The organism is Streptomyces sp. NPDC127177, from assembly GCF_042672475.1.
Lineage (GTDB): Bacteria > Actinomycetota > Actinomycetes > Streptomycetales > Streptomycetaceae > Streptomyces.
Genome location: NZ_JBHXUW010000005.1, coordinates 83531 through 100477, shown reverse-complemented (window position 1 = coordinate 100477; position 16947 = coordinate 83531). Strand labels below are relative to the sequence as shown.

The window sequence follows — 16947 nt, the reverse complement described above, 5'->3', positions numbered from 1 at the left end:
GATGGCCAACCGCCGCCCACCGTCCCGCCGCAGGCCCGCGGTACGCCGCCCCGCACGCCGCAGCGCGCCGCCGCGTCGCCGTCGCTCACGCAGGCAGCAGCGCCGCGACACCCGGATGCTCCTGCTCGGATTCGGCGCCGTCGCAGGCCTCGCCCTGGTCTGGGCGGTGATCTCCTGGCTGCTGGTGAACTGGTGGGCGCTGATCGTGCTCGGGGCCCTCGCAGCCATCGGCGGGACGGTGTGGGTCCACCGGTACCGTCAGCAGCAGACCTGGGACCAGGTGCGGCAGCAGGCCCTTCGATACGGACTCCCGCAGCTGGACACCCTGCACCACCGCGACTTCGAGTACGCCGTGCGTGATCTGATGCGCCGCGACGGATGCGCCGACGCCCGACAGATCGGCGGGGCCGGCGACAACGGAGCCGACGTCCTGGCCACCGATCCTCTCGGCCGTAGCTGGGTCATCCAGTGCAAACACCGCAAGGACGGTGACCGGGGCTCGGCCGTCGGCACCCCCGACCTCCAGCGGGTCAACGGCACCGCCCGTCAGCTCTACGGTGCGGACGTCGTTTTGGTCGTCACCAACGGCCGCTTCTCCACACGCTGTCCACCGCTCGCCGCACAACTGCACATGCACCTGGTCGACCGACGGACCCTCGCAGCCTGGGCCGGCGGAAGCCGTCCCCTGTGGGAGCTGCTGCCGAAGATCCCCGCACCCCGCAAGGGCCGGTAACCGCACAACGTGCGGGCGCCCGGACCGAACCGGCCAACCCACGCTCCATGTGCCCCTGTTGGCAGGGCTTCGTGGATTGGTTCGACGCGGAGGCGTCGGGTCATCGTGAATGGTGCCCACCCCTCTGCAAGGAATGGGTACTTAGAGGACGCACAGATAGGCGTGGGCGTGGTGGGGGATCCCGGCAACAGAACGGGTGCAGGCCTTGGTGATCATGGAGTTGCGACGCTCTGTGATCACTGAGGAGACCTGTGCCCGCGCTGCCATCATGGCTCACCGAACCGCTCTGGGACCACTTCGCGACCCTGCTGCCCGAGCGGCCGGTGTACCACCCGGACCATCCACTCGGCTGCCACCGCCCGCGGATCAGCGACCGGATCATCTTCGACAAGCTCCTGCAACTGCTGCGCTTCGGCCGTTCATACGAGGCGATATCCGACACGACGTGCTCGGCTACCACGATCCGCAACCGTCGCGACGAATGGATCCGACTCGGAGTCCTCGCCCGGCTCAAGCAGATCGCGTTGGAGTCCTACGACCGGATCGTCGGCCTCGTGCTCGACCAGATCGCTGTCGATGGCTCCATCACCAAGGCTCCCGGAGGTGGCGAGGTTGCAGGACGCTCACCGGTCGACCGCGGCAAACAGGGCCTGAAACGCTCGGGCATGACGGATGGATACGGCATTCCGCTGGGTCGTGTCCTGGCCGGCGCCAACCGCCACGACTCCCCACTGCTCGCTCCGACCTTGGACCGCCTGGACGACCTGGGACCGTTACCCGAAGACATGACCGTGCACCTGGACGCCGGCTACGACTCGGACAAAACCCGTGCCCTGCTCGGCGAACGGGGCCTGCACGGTCGGATAGCGCACAAGGGCGAGAAGGCCCCGATCCAGGCGAGCCGGCGCTGGCATGTGGAGCGAACCCACGCTTGGCAGAACGACTTTCACTGCCTCGCCCGCTGCTACGAACGCCGTGCCACCGTGATCGACGCCTTCTTCGACCTCGCGGACACGATCATCACCGTCCGCAGCCTCATCCGGCAGTCCTGGACCACCCACCGCTGGGACAACCGCCCGAAGCGACGCCCGTGACCCAATGAGGGGTCTGCGGCCTGTGGCATCGTCGCTACTTCACTGCGAGGTGACTGCGCAGGAAGGTGCCGATGCGGGTGAGCGCGGCGTCCGCGTCATCGAGGATCCCGGCGAATCCCTGGAAGACGTGGGGAACGCCCGGTGTCACGTCGAGGGTTACAGGGACGTGGGCGGCAGCGGCGCGGGCCGCGAGCCTGGTGGCGTCGTCGAGGAGGATCTCGTGGGAGCCGGCCTGGATCAGCAGCGGCGCCAGGCCGGTCAGGTCGGCGAAGACCGGGCTGGCCAGTGGGTCGGCCGCGTCTGCGGTGGCGAGGTAGTCGGCGGCCCGCAGTCGCAGCCCGTCGGGTGTGAGGGCCGGGTCGAGGGCGGCCTTGTCCGCCACGCTTGCACCGGACAGGGTCAGATCGATCCACGGGGACATCAGGACAGCGGCGCAGGGCTGGGGCAGTCCGGCGCCCTTCAAGGCGACGAGCGTCGCCGCGGCCAGGCCCGCTCCGGCGGACTCGCCGGCCAGGGCGGTGCGGGAGGCGGGGATGCCGCCGTCCAGCAGTCCTCGATAGGTGGCCACGGCGTCGTCGAGCGCGGCGGGGTAGGGGTTCTCCGGGGCAAGGCGGTAGTCGACCGATACCGCCCGGGTGCCGGCCCGGCGAGCCAGTTCGGAGGCGAGTCCCGCGGCGGCCGCCGCGGTGCCCAGTGCGTACCCGCCGCCGTGGAAGTACAAGATGACGCCGTCGGATTCGAGGTCGCTGAGCTCGATGGTGACGACGGGGATGCCGCCGAGGACGCCCGTGGTGGAGGTGACGTCGTCCGGCAGCGGATGCGACGTCATCAATGCATCGAGCAGTGGCCGTTGCTCGTGGACGTCGCCGCCGATGTCCAGCGGCCCGTTCCGCAGCAACTGGTCGAGTGCCGCGCGCTGTTCTTCGCTCATGTTCGTCCTTTTCAACCGCTGTGGTCGGGGGTCGGTTTGCTGGTGTCGGGTTCAGGCGATACCGCCGTTGGCGTAGAGCACCTGGCCGTTGATCCAGCGGCCCGGCCCGGCCAGGAACGCGACGGCTTCAGCGATGTCGGCCGGGGTGCCGAGGCGTTCCATCGGAGCCTGGGCTGCGATGCGGTCGATGACATGCTGCGGCTTGCCGTCCAGGAACAGCGGTGTGGCAGTTGGGCCGGGCGCGACGGCGTTCACCGTCACGTCGCGGCCGTGCAGCTCGCGGGCCAGGACCAACGTCATCGCCTCGACGGCGCCTTTGGTGGCGGCGTAGGCGGCGTAGGCGGGCTGTTGCAGCCGGGTGATGGACGTGGAGAAGTTGACCAGTGCGCCGCCGGGGCGCAGTGTGCGGGCAGCCAGTTGGGACACGACGAACGTTCCGCGCACGTTGGTGCGGTGCATGCGGTCGAAGTCGGCAAGGTCGAACTCTGCGATCGGTGCCAGCAGCATGATGCCGGCCGTGTTCACGACCACGTCGACACCGCCGTACATCTGCTCGGTCGTCTCGAAGAGCGCGGTCATCTCGTGTTCGGCGGCGACATCGCCGCCGAACGCGGTCGCCACCCCGCCGGCTGCCGTGACAGCAGCCACGACCTCATGGGCACGGGACTTGTCGCTGCCGTAATGCACGACCACGGCGAGACCGTCGGCGGCCAGGCGTTCGGCGACGGCGCGGCCGATGCCTCCGGAGGCGCCGGTGACGATCGCGACGCGCGTTATGGGTCCGGTGGTGCCTTTCAAGGTGTTCAGCCTCCCGCTCGTTTATGGACTGTTCGTCCATTAAAAATGTAGACTGACCGTCCATATACTGCAAGCCCGAGAGGAGGACAGGTGGAGGAGTCGAAGGAGCCCATCAGGCGCGGCCGCGGCCGTCGGCCGGCCGCGCAGGTGCGCCAGGCGGTGCTGGAGGCCGCCGGCGCGACGCTATTCGAGGCGGGACTGGCCGAGATCACCTTCGAGAAGGTGGCCGCTCGCGCCGGCGTGAGCAAAATGACGTTGTACAAGTGGTGGCCCTCACCGGGGGCCCTGGCCTTCGAGGCCTACTTCACAGCCGTCGAGGACACCCTCGCGTTCGCTGACACCGGCGACATCGAGCGCGACCTCACCGCCCAGCTCCACGCCTTCGTCGGCCTGCTCACAGAACCACCCGCCGGACCCGTGATCGCCCAACTCGTCGGCGCGGCGCAAACCGACGCCGCCCTGGCCGCAGCTCTCGCGACGCACTACACCCACCCACGCCGCCGGCTCGCGGTCGAAAGACTTACCCGAGCGCAGCGCCTCGGCCAGATCTGCGCCGAAGTCGACCCCCAGGTGGTCGTGGACCAGCTCTGGGGCGCCTGCTACCACCGCCTCTTGCTGCCGGGCGAGGTGCTCGACACCGCCTTCGCCGACGCCCTGATCCGCAACCTCCTGCGCGGCATCCGGGGGTGAGGCGAGTGTGCGTCAAGCCGCTACGTACGACGAGAAGTCGTGACCGAGGCATTCTTCGACCTCACTGACGCGATCGTCGCTCTCCGTAGCCTCATTCGCCAAGCATGGACCACTCACCGATGGGACACACGGCACCAGCGCCGACCGCCAAGACCTACCTATCTGCGCGAGCTCTTAAGGGTGATCTCGTGAAGCTTGAGCTGCGGAAACAGTGGGGCGGACTGCCGTTGTGGGCGAGGTGGGCCCTCGCGGCGTACCTGATCGGTTTTCTCGTGGGCACTCGCACCCACGTTCTTGATGTGGCCCGCGGCGGGATCCACGCCTATTCGGTGTTCCCACAAGTGCCCTTGCAGGTGCTCTTCGTCAGCCTGGTGGTCATCGACCCCCTGGTCATCGTGCTGGTGGGGCTCGTGCGGCGGGAGGGGATCTGGCTGGCGGGCGCCGTGATGGTGCTGGACGTCTGCGGCAACTGGTGGGGCAACTGGCAATGGCTGCGCGACGATCCCTCGCAGGTGCTGCGTCTGCTGCCCCTCACGCTCTTCGGAGTGTTCATCGTGGCATCCCTACCGCCCCTGCACCGCCTGGTCGCTCGCACATCGATCGCGTCTTCTCCGAGCAGAGGCTCGCGGGGCTGGCAGGGCTGACAGAGCTGAGAGTGCCCGACTCGTCTTGTCAGTCGGTTGGGTGGGGTTGGGTTGGAAGGACCCGTACCCGCGCCTTTGGGCTGGTGAGTTCAGTCCGCAGCTGTCGGTTCGCCACCGGTGATCGCTCAAACCGCCTCGATTCCCGCAGGACGGCGTCGATATGCGTGTGCATGGCGGCAGTTCGGGATGCAAGCTGCCGGGATGGACATGGAAGAGGTCGGCGCGGTGTTGGTAGGTCGATTCGGCCCTGAAGCCGAGGATTGGCTCGCCGAGGTCCGAACCTCGCTTCACGGCTGGCCGCCCAGTGGGGGTTCGTGCTGGGGGAGCTGTTCGGGAGCGGAGCCTCCTCGGTAGTTCTGCGCTGTCTATGGACCGACGGGCGGCCAGCGGTTCTCAAACTCAGCCCGGACCGGACACTGTTGACCAAACAGGTGGAGATGCTGAGCGTGTTCGCACCGTCGGGCCGGGTGCCGACCGTCTTGTCTGCCGACGCGGAGGCGGGGGCCGTGGTGTTGGAGGAGGTCTTGCCCGGCACCGTGGCCGACGACATGCCGCAGACGTCATTGCCGCAGCAGCGGGGAGAGTTGCTTTCCGCATTGCACGCCGTGGCGCCACCCGCGCATTGGCCACTGGATCTGCGCGGTCGGTTCGACGAGGCCTTCGTTCGAATCGGCCGGCGGCTGTCAGAGCCGGCCATCGGCGCACGGATCGACCAGGTCGCGTGGAAGCGGGCGATACGGCGCTGTGAGAGGTTGCTGGACAGTCAGGCCGGGCTCGTGTTTCTGCACGGCGATCTGCACCTCGGCAATGTCCTGGACGGCGGCCCGTCACGCGGTCTGGTCGCCGTCGACCCCAAGGCATGTGTAGGCGACCCCTGCTTCGACGCCGTCGACTACGTGGTGGCCGGCGCCGGACAAGAGGGTGTCGAGGCCCGTTGCCAGCGGGTGGCGACCGCGTGCGGGCTCGACGGAGACCGGCTTTACGCCTGGAGTCGGGTCATCGCTCCGATGGCGGCCATCGCACACCTCACCCATGGCGGGCCGGAGCCCGTGATCGACGAACTGCTCACTCTGTCCCGCTGATCCCACGCGAGTAGCGGTTCCGGCCGGCGAGGGAGCGTGGCAGGCCGAGACAGCGGGCTTCCTCGCCGTGTTCGCGGGCCGGACGATACGAGGGCTGCGGCGGTCACGCCCTGGCGGCACCGGCTCCCGTTCCAGGGGGCCGCCCTCCGCCCAGCCCCGGGATCAGCACCGCCGCCACGGCCAGGTGCATCAGAGCGAGGGAGACCCGGGTGCCGCCGTCCACGCCGTCGCCGATGAACGGCAGGAAGGACGCGGCCAGTACGGCACCGGCCACCCCGGTCCAGATGGCGCGAGCGCGCCGTACAGCGAACCGCTCCAGGGCGGCCAGCAGCCCCCAGCCGGAGAGCGACGCGAGCACTGCGACGACCGCCACGGGCGCAGCGCCGATGTCGAGCGTCTGCTCACCGTCGGAGATCCGTGGCCGGTGCCCCAGCAGTGGGTCCGTGACCAGCCACACCAGGACGGGAGCCAGGGCTGCCAGGGCCGTAACCCCAAGGCGTCTTCTCCGTGCGCTCACTCGGCGCCCCCCGAGAACGCCCCGTGCAGGAAGACCTCCACCAGCTCCTGCGGGGTCAGGTCGGGCTCGTCCTCCGTACGCGGCTGGGTGAAGAGCAGCCCGAAGAAGAGGGCCGCGATCTGCTCCGGCGGCCGCCGCAGGGCGGTCCTGTCCGGCTCCAGCAACTCCGCGAGGGCCACGCGGATCGGGGTGGTCGACTCGTTGCGGCCCGCGCCGCGCACCGTGCCGGGGTGCTTGCCGCCACGATGCCCCAGCGAGCCGAGGATCGCGCCCATCCTGGACATGTGTGCCTGCAGCGCCTCGGCGGCCTCCGCGAGCCGGTCGGGCAGCGGCTGGGACACGTCGATCGCGTCGAGTTCGCGGACCGCGTGCTCGGGGGAGAGCGCCTCGGCGATGCACGCCTGCAGCAGCTCGTCCTTGTCGGCGAAGACCCGGAAGATCGTGCCCTCGCCGATGCCCGCGGCGCGGGCGATCTTCGCGGTCGTCACCGCGGCCCCGTACTCGGCGATCAGCGGGATCGCGGTCTGGATGATCATCGAGCGGCGTTCCTCCGGCGTCATGGCGGGTGCGCGGCGGCGGGTGGGCTGGTTGTCCTTGGGTGCTGTCATGCCCGCCAGGCTACGGAGTGAGTCCTCACTCCGTCAATGAGTGAGGACTCACTCCGTTCATTCTCGCTCGCCCGGCTACTTGTTCTCGCCCGGCTGCTTGTCGGTGACGGCCCACCAAGAGCCACGACTACGGCAGGAGTGCTCGGCGGCAAGGCCCTCGGGCCGGCGTGCTGTGACGGCCGACTCGATCAGGATCTGTCTCGGGGACGTCGCTCCGGATGGTGGTGACCGGGTGTTCACGTCCACTGGAGGGGGAACCGGGGGGAACGGCTTCAGACTTCAGGACTCTCGAGGAGTGGGGCCGGGGTCGAATTCGAGATCGGGCAGGGGCGGCGCGCCCCGAAGGTTCGGGCGTTCGCGCAGGCTGAGGGGGGTAGGGCCGCCGTGCATCACCCCCGTAACAAAATGGCCTGCTTCCTTGTCCGGGCCGCGATCACTCCCGTGAAGTGGGCTGATGTACTTTCCGAAAGCAGGCGGTCGGTCCTTCCGTCACCTGCGCGTGTGGCACGCCGTGCCGGCCTCCCTCGTCGTGGTGGCGGTAGTGGCGTACCTCATGCTCCGCCCGTCCGACGGTGTGCGCTCGGTGCCCAACAGCCCCTGCCGACCGGCTGGTTCGGCGCGATCAGACACGCCCGCGACCCCCGACCTCGACGGGGACGGCCTCGTCGATCTGGTGTACGAGAACGCCGACACGGAGAACTTCGAAGTGATCGTCGTGCCCGGCTCCGAGCACGGTCCGGACCACGAGCACACGACCGTCCTCACGCGCCACGACCTCGGTGTGCCGGACCGCATCCAGACGAGCGATGATCCGTGGCAGCCCACGGTCGCCGACCTGGACGAGGACGGCCACGCCGATCTCGTCGTCAGCGGCGCCGCCAGTGTCCTGTGGGGTGGCCCCAAGGGCCCGCAGGCCGGCGGAGCGCGCGGGCGCATCCCACTGCCGGGCAGCGGTTACCACACCGCGCCGGTCGCCGGCGACTTCGACGGGGACGGCCACACCGATCTCGTGGCCTTCAGGGATTCGAATGAGGATCGGAAACTGGTCGTCCTCAAGGGGCCGTTCAAGCGGTCCGGTGCCCCGGCCCGGATCGTGGAGATTCCCAGCCCGGTCCACGAGGGTGCGACACCCGTACTGGTCGCCGGGGACGCGAACGACGACCGCGCCACAGATCTCGCGCTCTATGACTCCCCGTGGGATCCGCCCCTGTTGTTCGCCGGCGGTGCCCGTACCGCCGGCGGCCTGAGCAAGGACCCCGAGCGGCTGCCGGAGGGCGAGAACGTCGTCTTCGGTGACTTCGACGGCGACGGGCGCCAGGACGTCGCCGTAGGACGGAGCTTCGTCGACAGCTACGACGAGGTCGACACACCTCACCGGCGCGGCCAAGTCGGCGTCCGCTACGGGAAGGAGCCGGGGAAGTGGGTCACCATGGATGGCGGCGACTTCGAGGAGGGCTTCGGTACCACGCTCGCCGCCGCGGATCTCAACGGCGACGGCTGCGACGACCTGGCCGTACAGCTCACCAAGAAGAAGGAGGCGGGGGACGCGCGGATCGAGGTGTTGCGGGGCGGCTCCGAGCACGGGCTCGGGTCGAAGCCCTGGCGCGCCACCAAGCGTTCCGTGCCGGGTGACGACGGCCCCGTCGACGGCACCCTCTTCGCCGTCCACGACTGGGACGGCGACGGCCAGGCGGAAATGGCCCTTATCGGCGCGGACAGATGGTGGATCACCGGCGGCACGGAACGCGACGAGTCATCCTTCCCGGTCGCCCCCAGCAAGGGCCAAGGTTCGTAGGCACTCGCGTGTCGTCCCGGGCCATGTGCCCGGGCTCGCAGCGTGGTGGACGCCACCCCGCACCCCTTGGACCACACCACCAGGAGGAACCAGTGCCACACCCGCAAAGGCTCACCCCCGAGGAGACGCTCGCCGACGCGAAGAAGCTGTTGAGCCTCCCGAACATCGTCGTCATCTGCGGCTCCACCCGTTTCATGACCGAGATGAACGAGGCCGATCTGCGGGAGACCAGAGCCGGAGGAATCGTCGTCAGACCGGGCTGTGACCTGAAGACGCCGCACGCACTGTGGTCCGATCCGGTCGAGGCCGAGGCGCTGAAGGTTCGACTCGATGATCTGCACCGGGCGAAGATCCGGCTCGCCGACGAGGTGCTCGTAGTCGGTGACTACATCGGAGACAGCACCCGAGCCGAAATCGCCTACGCCCGGGCGCTGGGCAAGCCCGTGCGGTTCACGCACCCCGAAGTCGACCCGGAGGCCTGACCGCCCGCTGCCACCTCGACAACCACGGCCGCCGGCCCGCCGTCTGACCGCCCCTCGGTGTCATCGGCCGCCGCCCACCCCGACACCCTCCACGGGCATCCCCTGGAATTGATCAGAGGAACCTGCGGTCAGGGCGCGGGGGGAGTGACCCGTGCCAGGCCCGTCTGGTAGGCGATGACGACGAGTTGGGCGCGGTCACGGGCACCGAGTTTCGTCATCGCACGGTGGATATGGGTGCGTACGGTCAGCGGGCTGAGCGTGAGGTCCTGGGCGATCTCGGTGTTGGACTTTCCCTCGGCGGCAAGGCCCATGACCTCGCGTTCACGGGCGGTGAGTTCCGTGAGGCCCTGCTGGGGCGCCAGGCGGGTGCCGGGGGACGGGGTCAGGAGGAAGTTCGTGATGAGGGTGCGGGTCGCGATGGGCGACAGGAGCGCGTCGCCCGAGGCGACGGTGCGCAGGGCTGCCAGTAGGGCGTCGGTGGTGACGTCCTTGCCGAGGAAGCCGCTGGCGCCGGCCCGTAGCGCCTGGGCGACGTACTCCTCCGTCTCGAAGGTCGTCAGGATGAGGACGCGGGTGTCTCTCAGTTCCGGGTCGGCGCAGATGGCGGAGGTGGCGGCGAGGCCGTCGGTGCCGGGCATGCGGATGTCCATCAGGACGATGTCGGGGTGATGAGTGCGGGTCAGTTGCAGTGCCTCGGCCCCGTTCGCGGCTTCGCCGACCACGGTCAGGTCTTCGCAGGAGTCGATCAGGATACGGAAGGTGGCCCGGAGCAGGGCCTGGTCGTCGGCGAGGAGCACCCTGATCGTCATGCCTGTTCTCTTCCTGCTGGGGTGTCGGTGTCGTCTGCTGTGGGAGTGCCGGGGGGCTGGAGCGGCAGTGTGGTGGTGACTTCGAAGCCGCCGTCCGCTCGGGGCTCCGCGCGGAGTTCGCCGCCGATGGTGTGGGCGCGTTCGCGCATGCCGATGATGCCGAAGCCCCGGCCCGGCGCAGGTGCGGTGCCACCGGCGGTCACGGTGCCCGGTCCGTCGTTGCTGATGGTGATGGCCACGCGTGATCCCAGGTAGGCCAGATGTACCTGCGCGGACGAAGCGGCGGCGTGTTTGGCGACGTTGGTGAGGGCCTCCTGCACGATCCGGAACGCGGTCAGGTCCACCCCGGAGGAGAGCGGGCGGTGCTCGCCCGTCGTGGTGAGCGTGACGGTGAGCCCTGCGGTGGCGCACGCCGAGATCAGTTCGGGCAGTCGGGCGAGGCCGGGGGCGGGCTCCAGCGACGGGGAGGCCGGGGCGTCGTCTTGGCGCAGCAGCCCCAGGGTGGCTTTGAGGTCGCGCAGGGCCGAGGAGGTGGTACCGGTCAGGTCGGTGAGGATCTTCTTCGTCTGCTGCGGGTCGGTGAGTGCGAGGTGGGCGGCCGTACCGGCTTGGGCGTTGGCCAGGGCCAGGTGGTGGGCCACGACGTCGTGCAGATCGCGGGCGATGCGCATCCGCTCCTCGGTGACGCGCAGCCGTGCCTCCTCCTCCCGAGTGCGCTCGGCGTACTCCGCGCGGGCCTGTACGGATGCCAGGTTGGCGCGGCGCAGGAGGGTCATGTTGCCGAACGCGAACGACAGCAGCAGCCAGAAGCAGAAGCCGATGGCTCTGAGCACCAGCGAGAGGGCGTCCGACGGGTCGGAGGCTGCTGACGTGACGGTCAGCGCGACCAGCGTGAGGACGATGTACCGGCGGGCGGTCCTGGAGCCGGCCAAGGTGGTCAGCCAGTACAGCGCCGCCATGACCGGGGCCAGCAGCAAGGGGGTGATCTCGTATCCCAGTGCGGTGACGATCACTGTGCAGGCCGCCGCGACGAGGGTCACGGCACGTGGGTGGGTTCGGTGCTTGAGCAGGGCGAGACAGGCCACTCCCATCGGAAGGATGGCGGTGGTGCGCTGGAAGGGCGGGTCCGTGCCGGGCCGGGTGAACGCGCTGCCGATGATCGTGCAGGCCAGGAGTGCCAGGACCAGCAGCCCGTCGACGACGCGGGGGTGACGGTCCGCGTACCGCTCGAAGCGGTCGCTGTAACGCTCGGCGCTGGTGCTCATCGGTGCTCCGGTCCTCGTCCTGGCTCTATCGTGACCGGTCCGCCGCGGGAACGGCGGCCGGGCGCCGTGCGAGGCATACGCCACGGACCGCGCCCGGCGGGCCCGGGCGTCTCAGGCGCGGGCTGTCTCCCTGTCCTGCGCGATACCGGACCGCCCCTGGTCTGTCTCCTCCGGGCGGCGGATGAGCGCTTCGCCCTCCACGTCGACGTGCGGCAGCATCCGTCCCAGCCACTTCGGCAGCCACCACGCCCTGTCACCGAGCAGGGCCAGGGCGGCGGGCACGATCGCCATCCGCACGACGAAGGCGTCGAACAGGACGGCGGAGGCGAGACCGGAACCGATCATCTTGATCATGGGGTCACTCTCACCGATGAAGCCCGCGAACACCGCGATCATGATCAGCGCGGCGGCCACCACGACGCGGGCGCTGTGTCGGAAACCCGACGTGATCGCCTGGCCGGACTCCTCACCGTGCACGTACGCCTCCCTCATCCGCGAGACGAGGAACACCTCGTAGTCCATGGCCAGGCCGAAGACGATGCCCGCCAGGAAGATCGGCATCAGGCTCATGATCGGGCCGGTGTGCTCCGCTCCCAGGAGCCCGGCGCCGTGGCCCTGCTGGAAGACGAGCACGATCACGCCGAGAGAGGCCAGCACCGAGAGCAGGTAGCCGAGAGCGGCCTTCAGCGGGACGAGCAGGGACCGGAAGACCACCATCAGGAGCACGATTGCCAGGCCCACCACGACGGCCAGGTAGGGGAACAGGGCGGATTGGACCTTGTCGGCGATATCGATGTTGACCGCGGTGGTGCCGGTGACCTCGAACGTCGCCCCGGTCTCTCGCTCGACCGCGGGCCGCTCGCCCCGGATGGTCGTGACCAGGTCCTTGGTCTTCTCATCGGTCGGCGCCGTGGACGGCACGACCTGGAGGACGGCCGTCTCACCGACCCGGTCGAAGCGGGCAGGGGAGACGGAAACAACCCCGTCGGTGGCGCCGATCTGCCGCGCGACCGCCTTGGCGGCCCCCTTGGCGTCGGCGTTGCCCTTGCCGTCCACGACGATCGTCAGCGGGCCGTTGAAGCCCGGTCCGAACGCTTCGGCGAGTGCGTCGTAGGCGCGGCGTTCGGTGGTGGAGGTCGGTTTGGCCTCGTCCCCGGGCATGCCGAGCTGCAGGCCCGCCGCCGGCATCGCCAGGGCCCCGAGACCCACCACGCCGAGGAGCAGCACGAACAGCGGACGGCGTAGCACGAACCGCGCCCAGCGGCTGCCCGCGTTGTCCCGGGTGCTCTTCTCGGTGATCCGTCCGCTCTTGCGGGTTTTCCTCCCGAGCACGGCGTTCGGCCAGAAACCGAGGAACGCGGGGACCAGCGTCAGGGCGACCAGTACGGCGATGACGACCGCGCCGGCCGCGGCCAGGCCCATCTTCGTCAGCATCGGGATGCCGACCACCGCCAGCCCGGCCAGCGCGATGACCACGGTGAGCCCGGCGAACACCACCGCGGAACCGGCCGTGCCCACGGCCAGGCCGACCGCTTCCTGCGGGGCGTGGCCCTTGGCGCGCTCCTCGCGGTAGCGGGAGACGACGAACAGGGCGTAGTCGATGCCGACCGCGAGGCCCAGCATCATGGCCAGAATCCCGGTCGTCGTGGACAGGCCGAGCGCGTGGGCGAGGGCCAGGATGGTGGCCATGCTCACGCCGACGCCGATGAGTGCGGTCAGCAGCGGCAGCCCGGCGGCGGCCAGTGAGCCGAAGGTGATCAGCAGCACGACGGCGGCGACGGCGACGCCGATCAGTTCGGCCGAACCGCCGGGCCCGGTCCCCGTGTCCATCGCGCTCCCGCCGGCCTCGACGGTCAGACCGGAGTCCCGCGCTGTGCGCAGGGCCCGATCCAGCTGGGTCCTGCTGGCGTCGGTGAGTTCTTTGGCGCCGACTTTGTAGGTGACGGTCGCGTACGCGGTCCCGCCGTCATCGCTCACCGTCCTCCCCTCGAAGGGATCCGGCACGCCGGCGACCTGGGTGCCGACTGCCAGATCGGCCACTGTCTTCTCGATGACCCGCCGGTTCCCGTCGGCGGTCACCTTCTCGCCGCTCGGCGCGACGAACACGACCCGGGCGGTAGCACCGTCGGCGGTGGCGCCGGGAAAGCGCTGTTCCAGGAGGTCGAACGCCTTCTGGGACTCGATCCCCGGCATGGAGAACCCGTCGTCCGAGGCCCCCGGTGCCTTGAGGGCACCGAGCCCGGCGACAGCGAGGACCGCTGCCCAGACAAGAGCGACGTACCAACGTTTCCGGAAGGCCAGACGACCCACTCGGCAGAGGAATGTAGCCACGGCAGACGATCTCCATATCTGTGCTGACTGTCCTGCCAAGGTTCCTGGAGGACGGCCGCCCCGTCGTCGTACGCCTGCCGACACTTCGTCTACTGAGACTGCCGTAGTCACCGCCCGAACCGGCCTCCACCGGTAAGACGAAACGCGTGGGTAATCGGGCGTATGGTCCCGGCCGTGCGTGTCGCGGGGGTGGTGGAATCGGGGTCCGGCAGCTGCGGCTGCCCTCCTCCGCGCGACGGGCCCAGCGCGCCTGGAGCTGGGCCCGTCGCCGCCGTCGGGGGCAGGTTGCTGTCTCCGGTCCGCCGGGCGCTGCGGGTCATGGCTGCCGAGGCGATGCCGAGGGACACCGCCGCCTGGCTCGAGCTCGGCCACGACCGTGGATGAGGGGAGCGCCTCCATCCCGGCGGTGCGGCACCGAGCTGCTCACGGCAGGGGCGCGAAGGCGGGCAGGGCGAGGGCCGAATGGGCGGGTCGTCCTGCCGGGGCGGGGATGGCGCTGAGGCCGCGCAGTCTGGCGTTGCGCTGCTCCAGGTCCCGGGCGGTGGTCGGGAAGAGCGTGGCGCCGCCCTGGCGGACCAGATTCTGGTTCGCGGTCACGAACTCCCGGGTGTCGCGTTCGTAGGCGGCGAAGCCCTTGACGTGGCCCTGGTCCGCGAGGGAACCGGCGAGCATGTACGCGCCGACGAGGCCGAGGCTGGTGCCCTGTCCGGTGAGGAACGAGGGTGCGTATGCCGCGTCGCCGACCAGCGCCACCCTGCCGCTGGACCAGCCGGGCATACGGATCTGACTGACCCCGTCGAAGAACAGGTCGTCCGTGTCGCGCAAAGCTGCCAGCATGCCCGGGACCTCCCACCCGGCGTCGGCGAAGACCTTGGCGACCAGGTCACGTTGGGCGTCCGGGTCCCGGAACGCGTCCATGGGCGGCTCCGGCCGGGCGAAGTTCAGGAACGCGTGCACCTCGTCGTCGTCCCCGACGGCATAGAGTGCCGCGGCCCTGCCCGGGGTGTTCCACATCACGGTCTCGTGGGAGAGCCCGAAGGTGTTGCGCATGGTGAACACGGCGAAGCAGTAGCCGAGGTAGCGGTGGAACTGCTCCTCGGGGCCGAACAGCATCTCCCGGGTACGTGAGTGCATGCCGTCCGCGCCGAACACCACGTCGAACGTACGGCTGCGGCCCTCGCGGAAGGTCACGTCGACCCCGTGGCCGGTCTGGTCGAGGGTGTCGACGGAGTCGTTGAACACGAACTCCACGTCGTCCCGGACCGCCGCGTGGAGGGCGTCGGTCAGATCACCGCGCCGCACCTCAAGGTCCCGGCCCGTGACGCCGCCGGTGACGGCATGGGGGTGCAGCGATGTCACCTCGGTTCCGTCCCCGTCGAGGAAGGTCAGCCGGCGCAGGTCGATGTGCGCGTCCCGCAGGAGCGGCAGGATCCCCATCTTCTCCACGACGTCGAGTGCGGTGCCGCGTACGTCGATGGGGTAGCCGCCGCTGCGGAGCGTGCCGGCCTTCTCCACCACGGTGACCTCAAATCCGTGGCGGTTGAGCCAGAAGGCCAGGGCGGGACCGGCGATGCTGGCCCCGGATATCAGGGCCTTGCGCCTCGGCCTGGTGCGGTTACCGGTGGGCGTGGCCGTCGGCCGGTCGGTGCGGGTCATGCTTTGACTCCTTTGCTCATGGTGCGGGTGACGAACAGGGCCAGCGACACGACGACGCCGGCTATGAGGAAGCCGGTGACGTAGGCCGATTCGGCGGCGACCTCCGACCCGGAAGGGGTTCCGGCGGTGAGCAGCGCACCCCCGAGCTGTCCGCCCACGGCGGAGCCGACCACACGGCTCACCAGGATCAGGCTGGTGGCGATGCCGGTGTCGTCCTTGTCGACGGCGGTGGCGGTGCTGGTCATCATCGCCGTGATGCACAGGCCGTTGGCCAGCGCGATCAGCACCTTGCCGACGACCAGGTGCCAGATCTCGGTGTGCACGGCTGCCACGGCGAGCAGGCCGACGGTCATCATGACGACGCCGGTGTTGACCACGGCACGCGAGCCGAAACGGCGGTCCCCGATCCCGCCGAGCGGCCCGGCCAGCGTCGCGGCGATCGCGCCGGGCAGCAGGAAGAAGCCGATCCGGGTGGCGCTGGCACTGAATCCGTACCCGTCGCCGCGCTCGTCGAGCAGCTGCGGAATCAGATAGACCGCCATCGTGCTGCCGAGGCAGATGACGAACGTGAGCACGCACGCCTTCCATATCGCGGGCCGTGCCAGCATGCGCAGGTCGATCATCGGCGAGGCCGCACGCCGTTCGACCTTGACCCATCCGGTGACGAGGACGGCCAGCAGAGCGACGAGGGCGACGAGCACGAGCGGTTGCGAACCGGCTTCGGGTGCCACTGCCAGGACGAGCATGAGCGTGACCAGCATCCCGCTCAGAAGCAACAGGCCGGGCCAGTCCATCCCGGAGTCGTCCGACCGGCCCGGCGCATCGGCCGGCATCAGCCTGTTCACGAGCAGCGTGGCCCCGATGACCCCCATCGTCGGCAGCGCGAACATCCAGTGCCGGGAGAGCTGTTCCGCCACCGGCCCGGCCGACAGCATGCCGACCATCGACCCGCCGACGAAGAGCCCGCTGACCACGCCGATGGCCACCTTGGACTCTCCGGCCGGGAGGTGTTTGCGGACCACGATGAACGACAGGGGCAGTGCGCCGATCATCGCGCCCTGCAACACCTGGCCGACCAGCAGCACGGGCAGGTTCGGGGCCAGGGCGGACACCGTGCCGCCGGCCGAGACCACCGCCATCAGCCGGATCAGGATCTTCTTCCCGCCGTAGCGGTCGCCGAACTTGCCCGCCAACGGCGTGATGAGCGCGCCGGTGATGAGGAGGACGATACTGAGCAGCGCCCCTTCGGACTGGCTCATGTCCAGTTCGCGTTCCAGCAGCGGGATGGTCGGTGACACCACCGACTCCAGTGCGCCGGTGGACAGTGCCAGCAGGCCGAGGGCTCCGACAGCGGTCTTTCCGATGGGGACCGGGGGAGCCAGGGTCGTGGCCATGATTGTCCTTTCCGTCATTGCGAATGAGGCGGTCGATAAAACGTCGTGGTGGATCCGGTGGTGGGATCTGGCGGTGCATCCGGTAGCGGGTCCGGTGGTGGTCGAACCGGTCGAGACT

Annotated in this window: 16 protein-coding genes; 7 read left to right on the top strand and 9 right to left on the bottom strand. The window is 69.6% G+C overall.

Going from position 1 to position 16947, the window contains the following annotated elements; translation table 11 throughout:
- The first annotated feature begins 1 nt into the window (after position 1).
- Together ACFVJX_RS05815 and ACFVJX_RS05810 are read left to right on the top strand one after the other, a co-directional pair.
- Positions 2-733: a restriction endonuclease gene (locus tag ACFVJX_RS05815; protein ID WP_384126906.1), complete on the top strand. Its 732-nt coding sequence runs from the start codon at positions 2-4 to the stop codon at positions 731-733.
- A gap of 251 nt (positions 734-984) precedes the next feature.
- On the top strand, positions 985-1827 hold the full coding sequence (locus ACFVJX_RS05810) for an IS5 family transposase (RefSeq protein ID WP_384126905.1): 843 nt from the start codon (positions 985-987) through the stop codon (positions 1825-1827).
- A gap of 34 nt (positions 1828-1861) precedes the next feature.
- Here the strand turns inward: ACFVJX_RS05810 and ACFVJX_RS05805 are convergent, their stop codons facing one another.
- Both ACFVJX_RS05805 and ACFVJX_RS05800 read right to left on the bottom strand, forming a co-directional pair.
- Entirely contained in the window at positions 1862-2758 is an 897-nt protein-coding gene (locus tag ACFVJX_RS05805) for an alpha/beta hydrolase fold domain-containing protein (protein WP_384126903.1), read from the bottom strand.
- A gap of 51 nt (positions 2759-2809) precedes the next feature.
- Positions 2810-3556 (bottom strand): SDR family oxidoreductase, encoded by a 747-nt coding sequence (locus ACFVJX_RS05800; protein ID WP_384126901.1) that lies wholly within the window; start codon positions 3554-3556, stop codon positions 2810-2812.
- Between the two features lie 90 nt (positions 3557-3646).
- On the opposite strand from ACFVJX_RS05800, the gene ACFVJX_RS05795 reads away from it, so the two are divergent.
- The 3 genes from ACFVJX_RS05795 to ACFVJX_RS05785 all read left to right on the top strand — a co-directional run bounded on the left by ACFVJX_RS05795 (position 3647) and on the right by ACFVJX_RS05785 (position 5972).
- On the top strand, positions 3647-4246 hold the full coding sequence (locus tag ACFVJX_RS05795) for a TetR/AcrR family transcriptional regulator C-terminal ligand-binding domain-containing protein (RefSeq protein ID WP_384126900.1): 600 nt from the start codon (positions 3647-3649) through the stop codon (positions 4244-4246).
- 188 nt (positions 4247-4434) lie between these two features.
- On the top strand, positions 4435-4890 hold the full coding sequence (locus tag ACFVJX_RS05790; protein ID WP_384126898.1) for a hypothetical protein: 456 nt from the start codon (positions 4435-4437) through the stop codon (positions 4888-4890).
- Between the two features lie 260 nt (positions 4891-5150).
- Positions 5151-5972, top strand: coding sequence for a phosphotransferase (locus tag ACFVJX_RS05785; RefSeq protein ID WP_384126897.1), 822 nt, complete (start codon positions 5151-5153; stop codon positions 5970-5972).
- A 103-nt stretch (positions 5973-6075) separates the two neighbouring features.
- On the opposite strand, the gene ACFVJX_RS05780 is transcribed toward ACFVJX_RS05785, so the two are convergent.
- Together ACFVJX_RS05780 and ACFVJX_RS05775 are read right to left on the bottom strand one after the other, a co-directional pair.
- Positions 6076-6489, bottom strand: a complete 414-nt coding sequence (locus ACFVJX_RS05780; protein WP_384126895.1) for a DUF6069 family protein — start codon at positions 6487-6489, stop codon at positions 6076-6078.
- Positions 6486-7097, bottom strand: a complete 612-nt coding sequence (locus tag ACFVJX_RS05775) for a TetR/AcrR family transcriptional regulator (protein WP_384126894.1) — start codon at positions 7095-7097, stop codon at positions 6486-6488. The genes ACFVJX_RS05780 and ACFVJX_RS05775 overlap by 4 nt, the downstream gene beginning before the upstream one ends.
- A gap of 454 nt (positions 7098-7551) precedes the next feature.
- Here ACFVJX_RS05775 and ACFVJX_RS05770 point away from each other — a divergent pair, with 454 nt between their 5' ends.
- Positions 7552-8892, top strand: coding sequence for an FG-GAP repeat domain-containing protein (locus ACFVJX_RS05770; protein WP_384126893.1), 1341 nt, complete (start codon positions 7552-7554; stop codon positions 8890-8892).
- Positions 8893-8984: 92 nt separating this feature from the next.
- Positions 8985-9374, top strand: a complete 390-nt coding sequence (locus tag ACFVJX_RS05765) for a hypothetical protein (protein WP_384126892.1) — start codon at positions 8985-8987, stop codon at positions 9372-9374.
- A gap of 128 nt (positions 9375-9502) precedes the next feature.
- Here the strand turns inward: ACFVJX_RS05765 and ACFVJX_RS05760 are convergent, their stop codons facing one another.
- From ACFVJX_RS05760 to ACFVJX_RS05740, 5 genes are all read right to left on the bottom strand, one after another.
- Positions 9503-10183 (bottom strand): response regulator, encoded by a 681-nt coding sequence (locus ACFVJX_RS05760; RefSeq protein ID WP_384126890.1) that lies wholly within the window; start codon positions 10181-10183, stop codon positions 9503-9505.
- A complete protein-coding gene (locus ACFVJX_RS05755; RefSeq protein ID WP_384126889.1) occupies positions 10180-11448 on the bottom strand; it encodes a sensor histidine kinase in 1269 nt (422 codons plus the stop codon). Before ACFVJX_RS05755 ends, ACFVJX_RS05760 begins: the two co-directional genes overlap by 4 nt.
- Before the next feature lie 111 nt (positions 11449-11559).
- Positions 11560-13779, bottom strand: coding sequence for an MMPL family transporter (locus ACFVJX_RS05750; protein WP_384126887.1), 2220 nt, complete (start codon positions 13777-13779; stop codon positions 11560-11562).
- A 423-nt stretch (positions 13780-14202) separates the two neighbouring features.
- Positions 14203-15435 (bottom strand): FAD-dependent monooxygenase, encoded by a 1233-nt coding sequence (locus tag ACFVJX_RS05745; protein WP_384126885.1) that lies wholly within the window; start codon positions 15433-15435, stop codon positions 14203-14205.
- Positions 15432-16829 carry an MFS transporter gene (locus tag ACFVJX_RS05740; RefSeq protein ID WP_384126884.1) on the bottom strand — a complete coding sequence of 466 codons (1398 nt, stop codon included), beginning with the start codon at positions 16827-16829 and terminating at the stop codon, positions 15432-15434. Before ACFVJX_RS05740 ends, ACFVJX_RS05745 begins: the two co-directional genes overlap by 4 nt.
- Between the last annotated feature and the right edge of the window lie 118 nt (positions 16830-16947).

Coding starts and splice junctions, on each gene's coding strand:
- ACFVJX_RS05740 (WP_384126884.1), bottom strand. CDS start 16,829: ATGGCCACGACCCTGGCTCCCCCGGTCCCCATCGGAAAGACCGCTGTC.
- ACFVJX_RS05775 (WP_384126894.1), bottom strand. CDS start 7,097: ATGACAGCACCCAAGGACAACCAGCCCACCCGCCGCCGCGCACCCGCC.
- ACFVJX_RS05770 (WP_384126893.1), top strand. CDS start 7,552: ATGTACTTTCCGAAAGCAGGCGGTCGGTCCTTCCGTCACCTGCGCGTG.
- ACFVJX_RS05755 (WP_384126889.1), bottom strand. CDS start 11,448: ATGAGCACCAGCGCCGAGCGTTACAGCGACCGCTTCGAGCGGTACGCG.
- ACFVJX_RS05760 (WP_384126890.1), bottom strand. CDS start 10,183: ATGACGATCAGGGTGCTCCTCGCCGACGACCAGGCCCTGCTCCGGGCC.
- ACFVJX_RS05805 (WP_384126903.1), bottom strand. CDS start 2,758: ATGAGCGAAGAACAGCGCGCGGCACTCGACCAGTTGCTGCGGAACGGG.
- ACFVJX_RS05815 (WP_384126906.1), top strand. CDS start 2: ATGGCCAACCGCCGCCCACCGTCCCGCCGCAGGCCCGCGGTACGCCGC.
- ACFVJX_RS05745 (WP_384126885.1), bottom strand. CDS start 15,435: ATGACCCGCACCGACCGGCCGACGGCCACGCCCACCGGTAACCGCACC.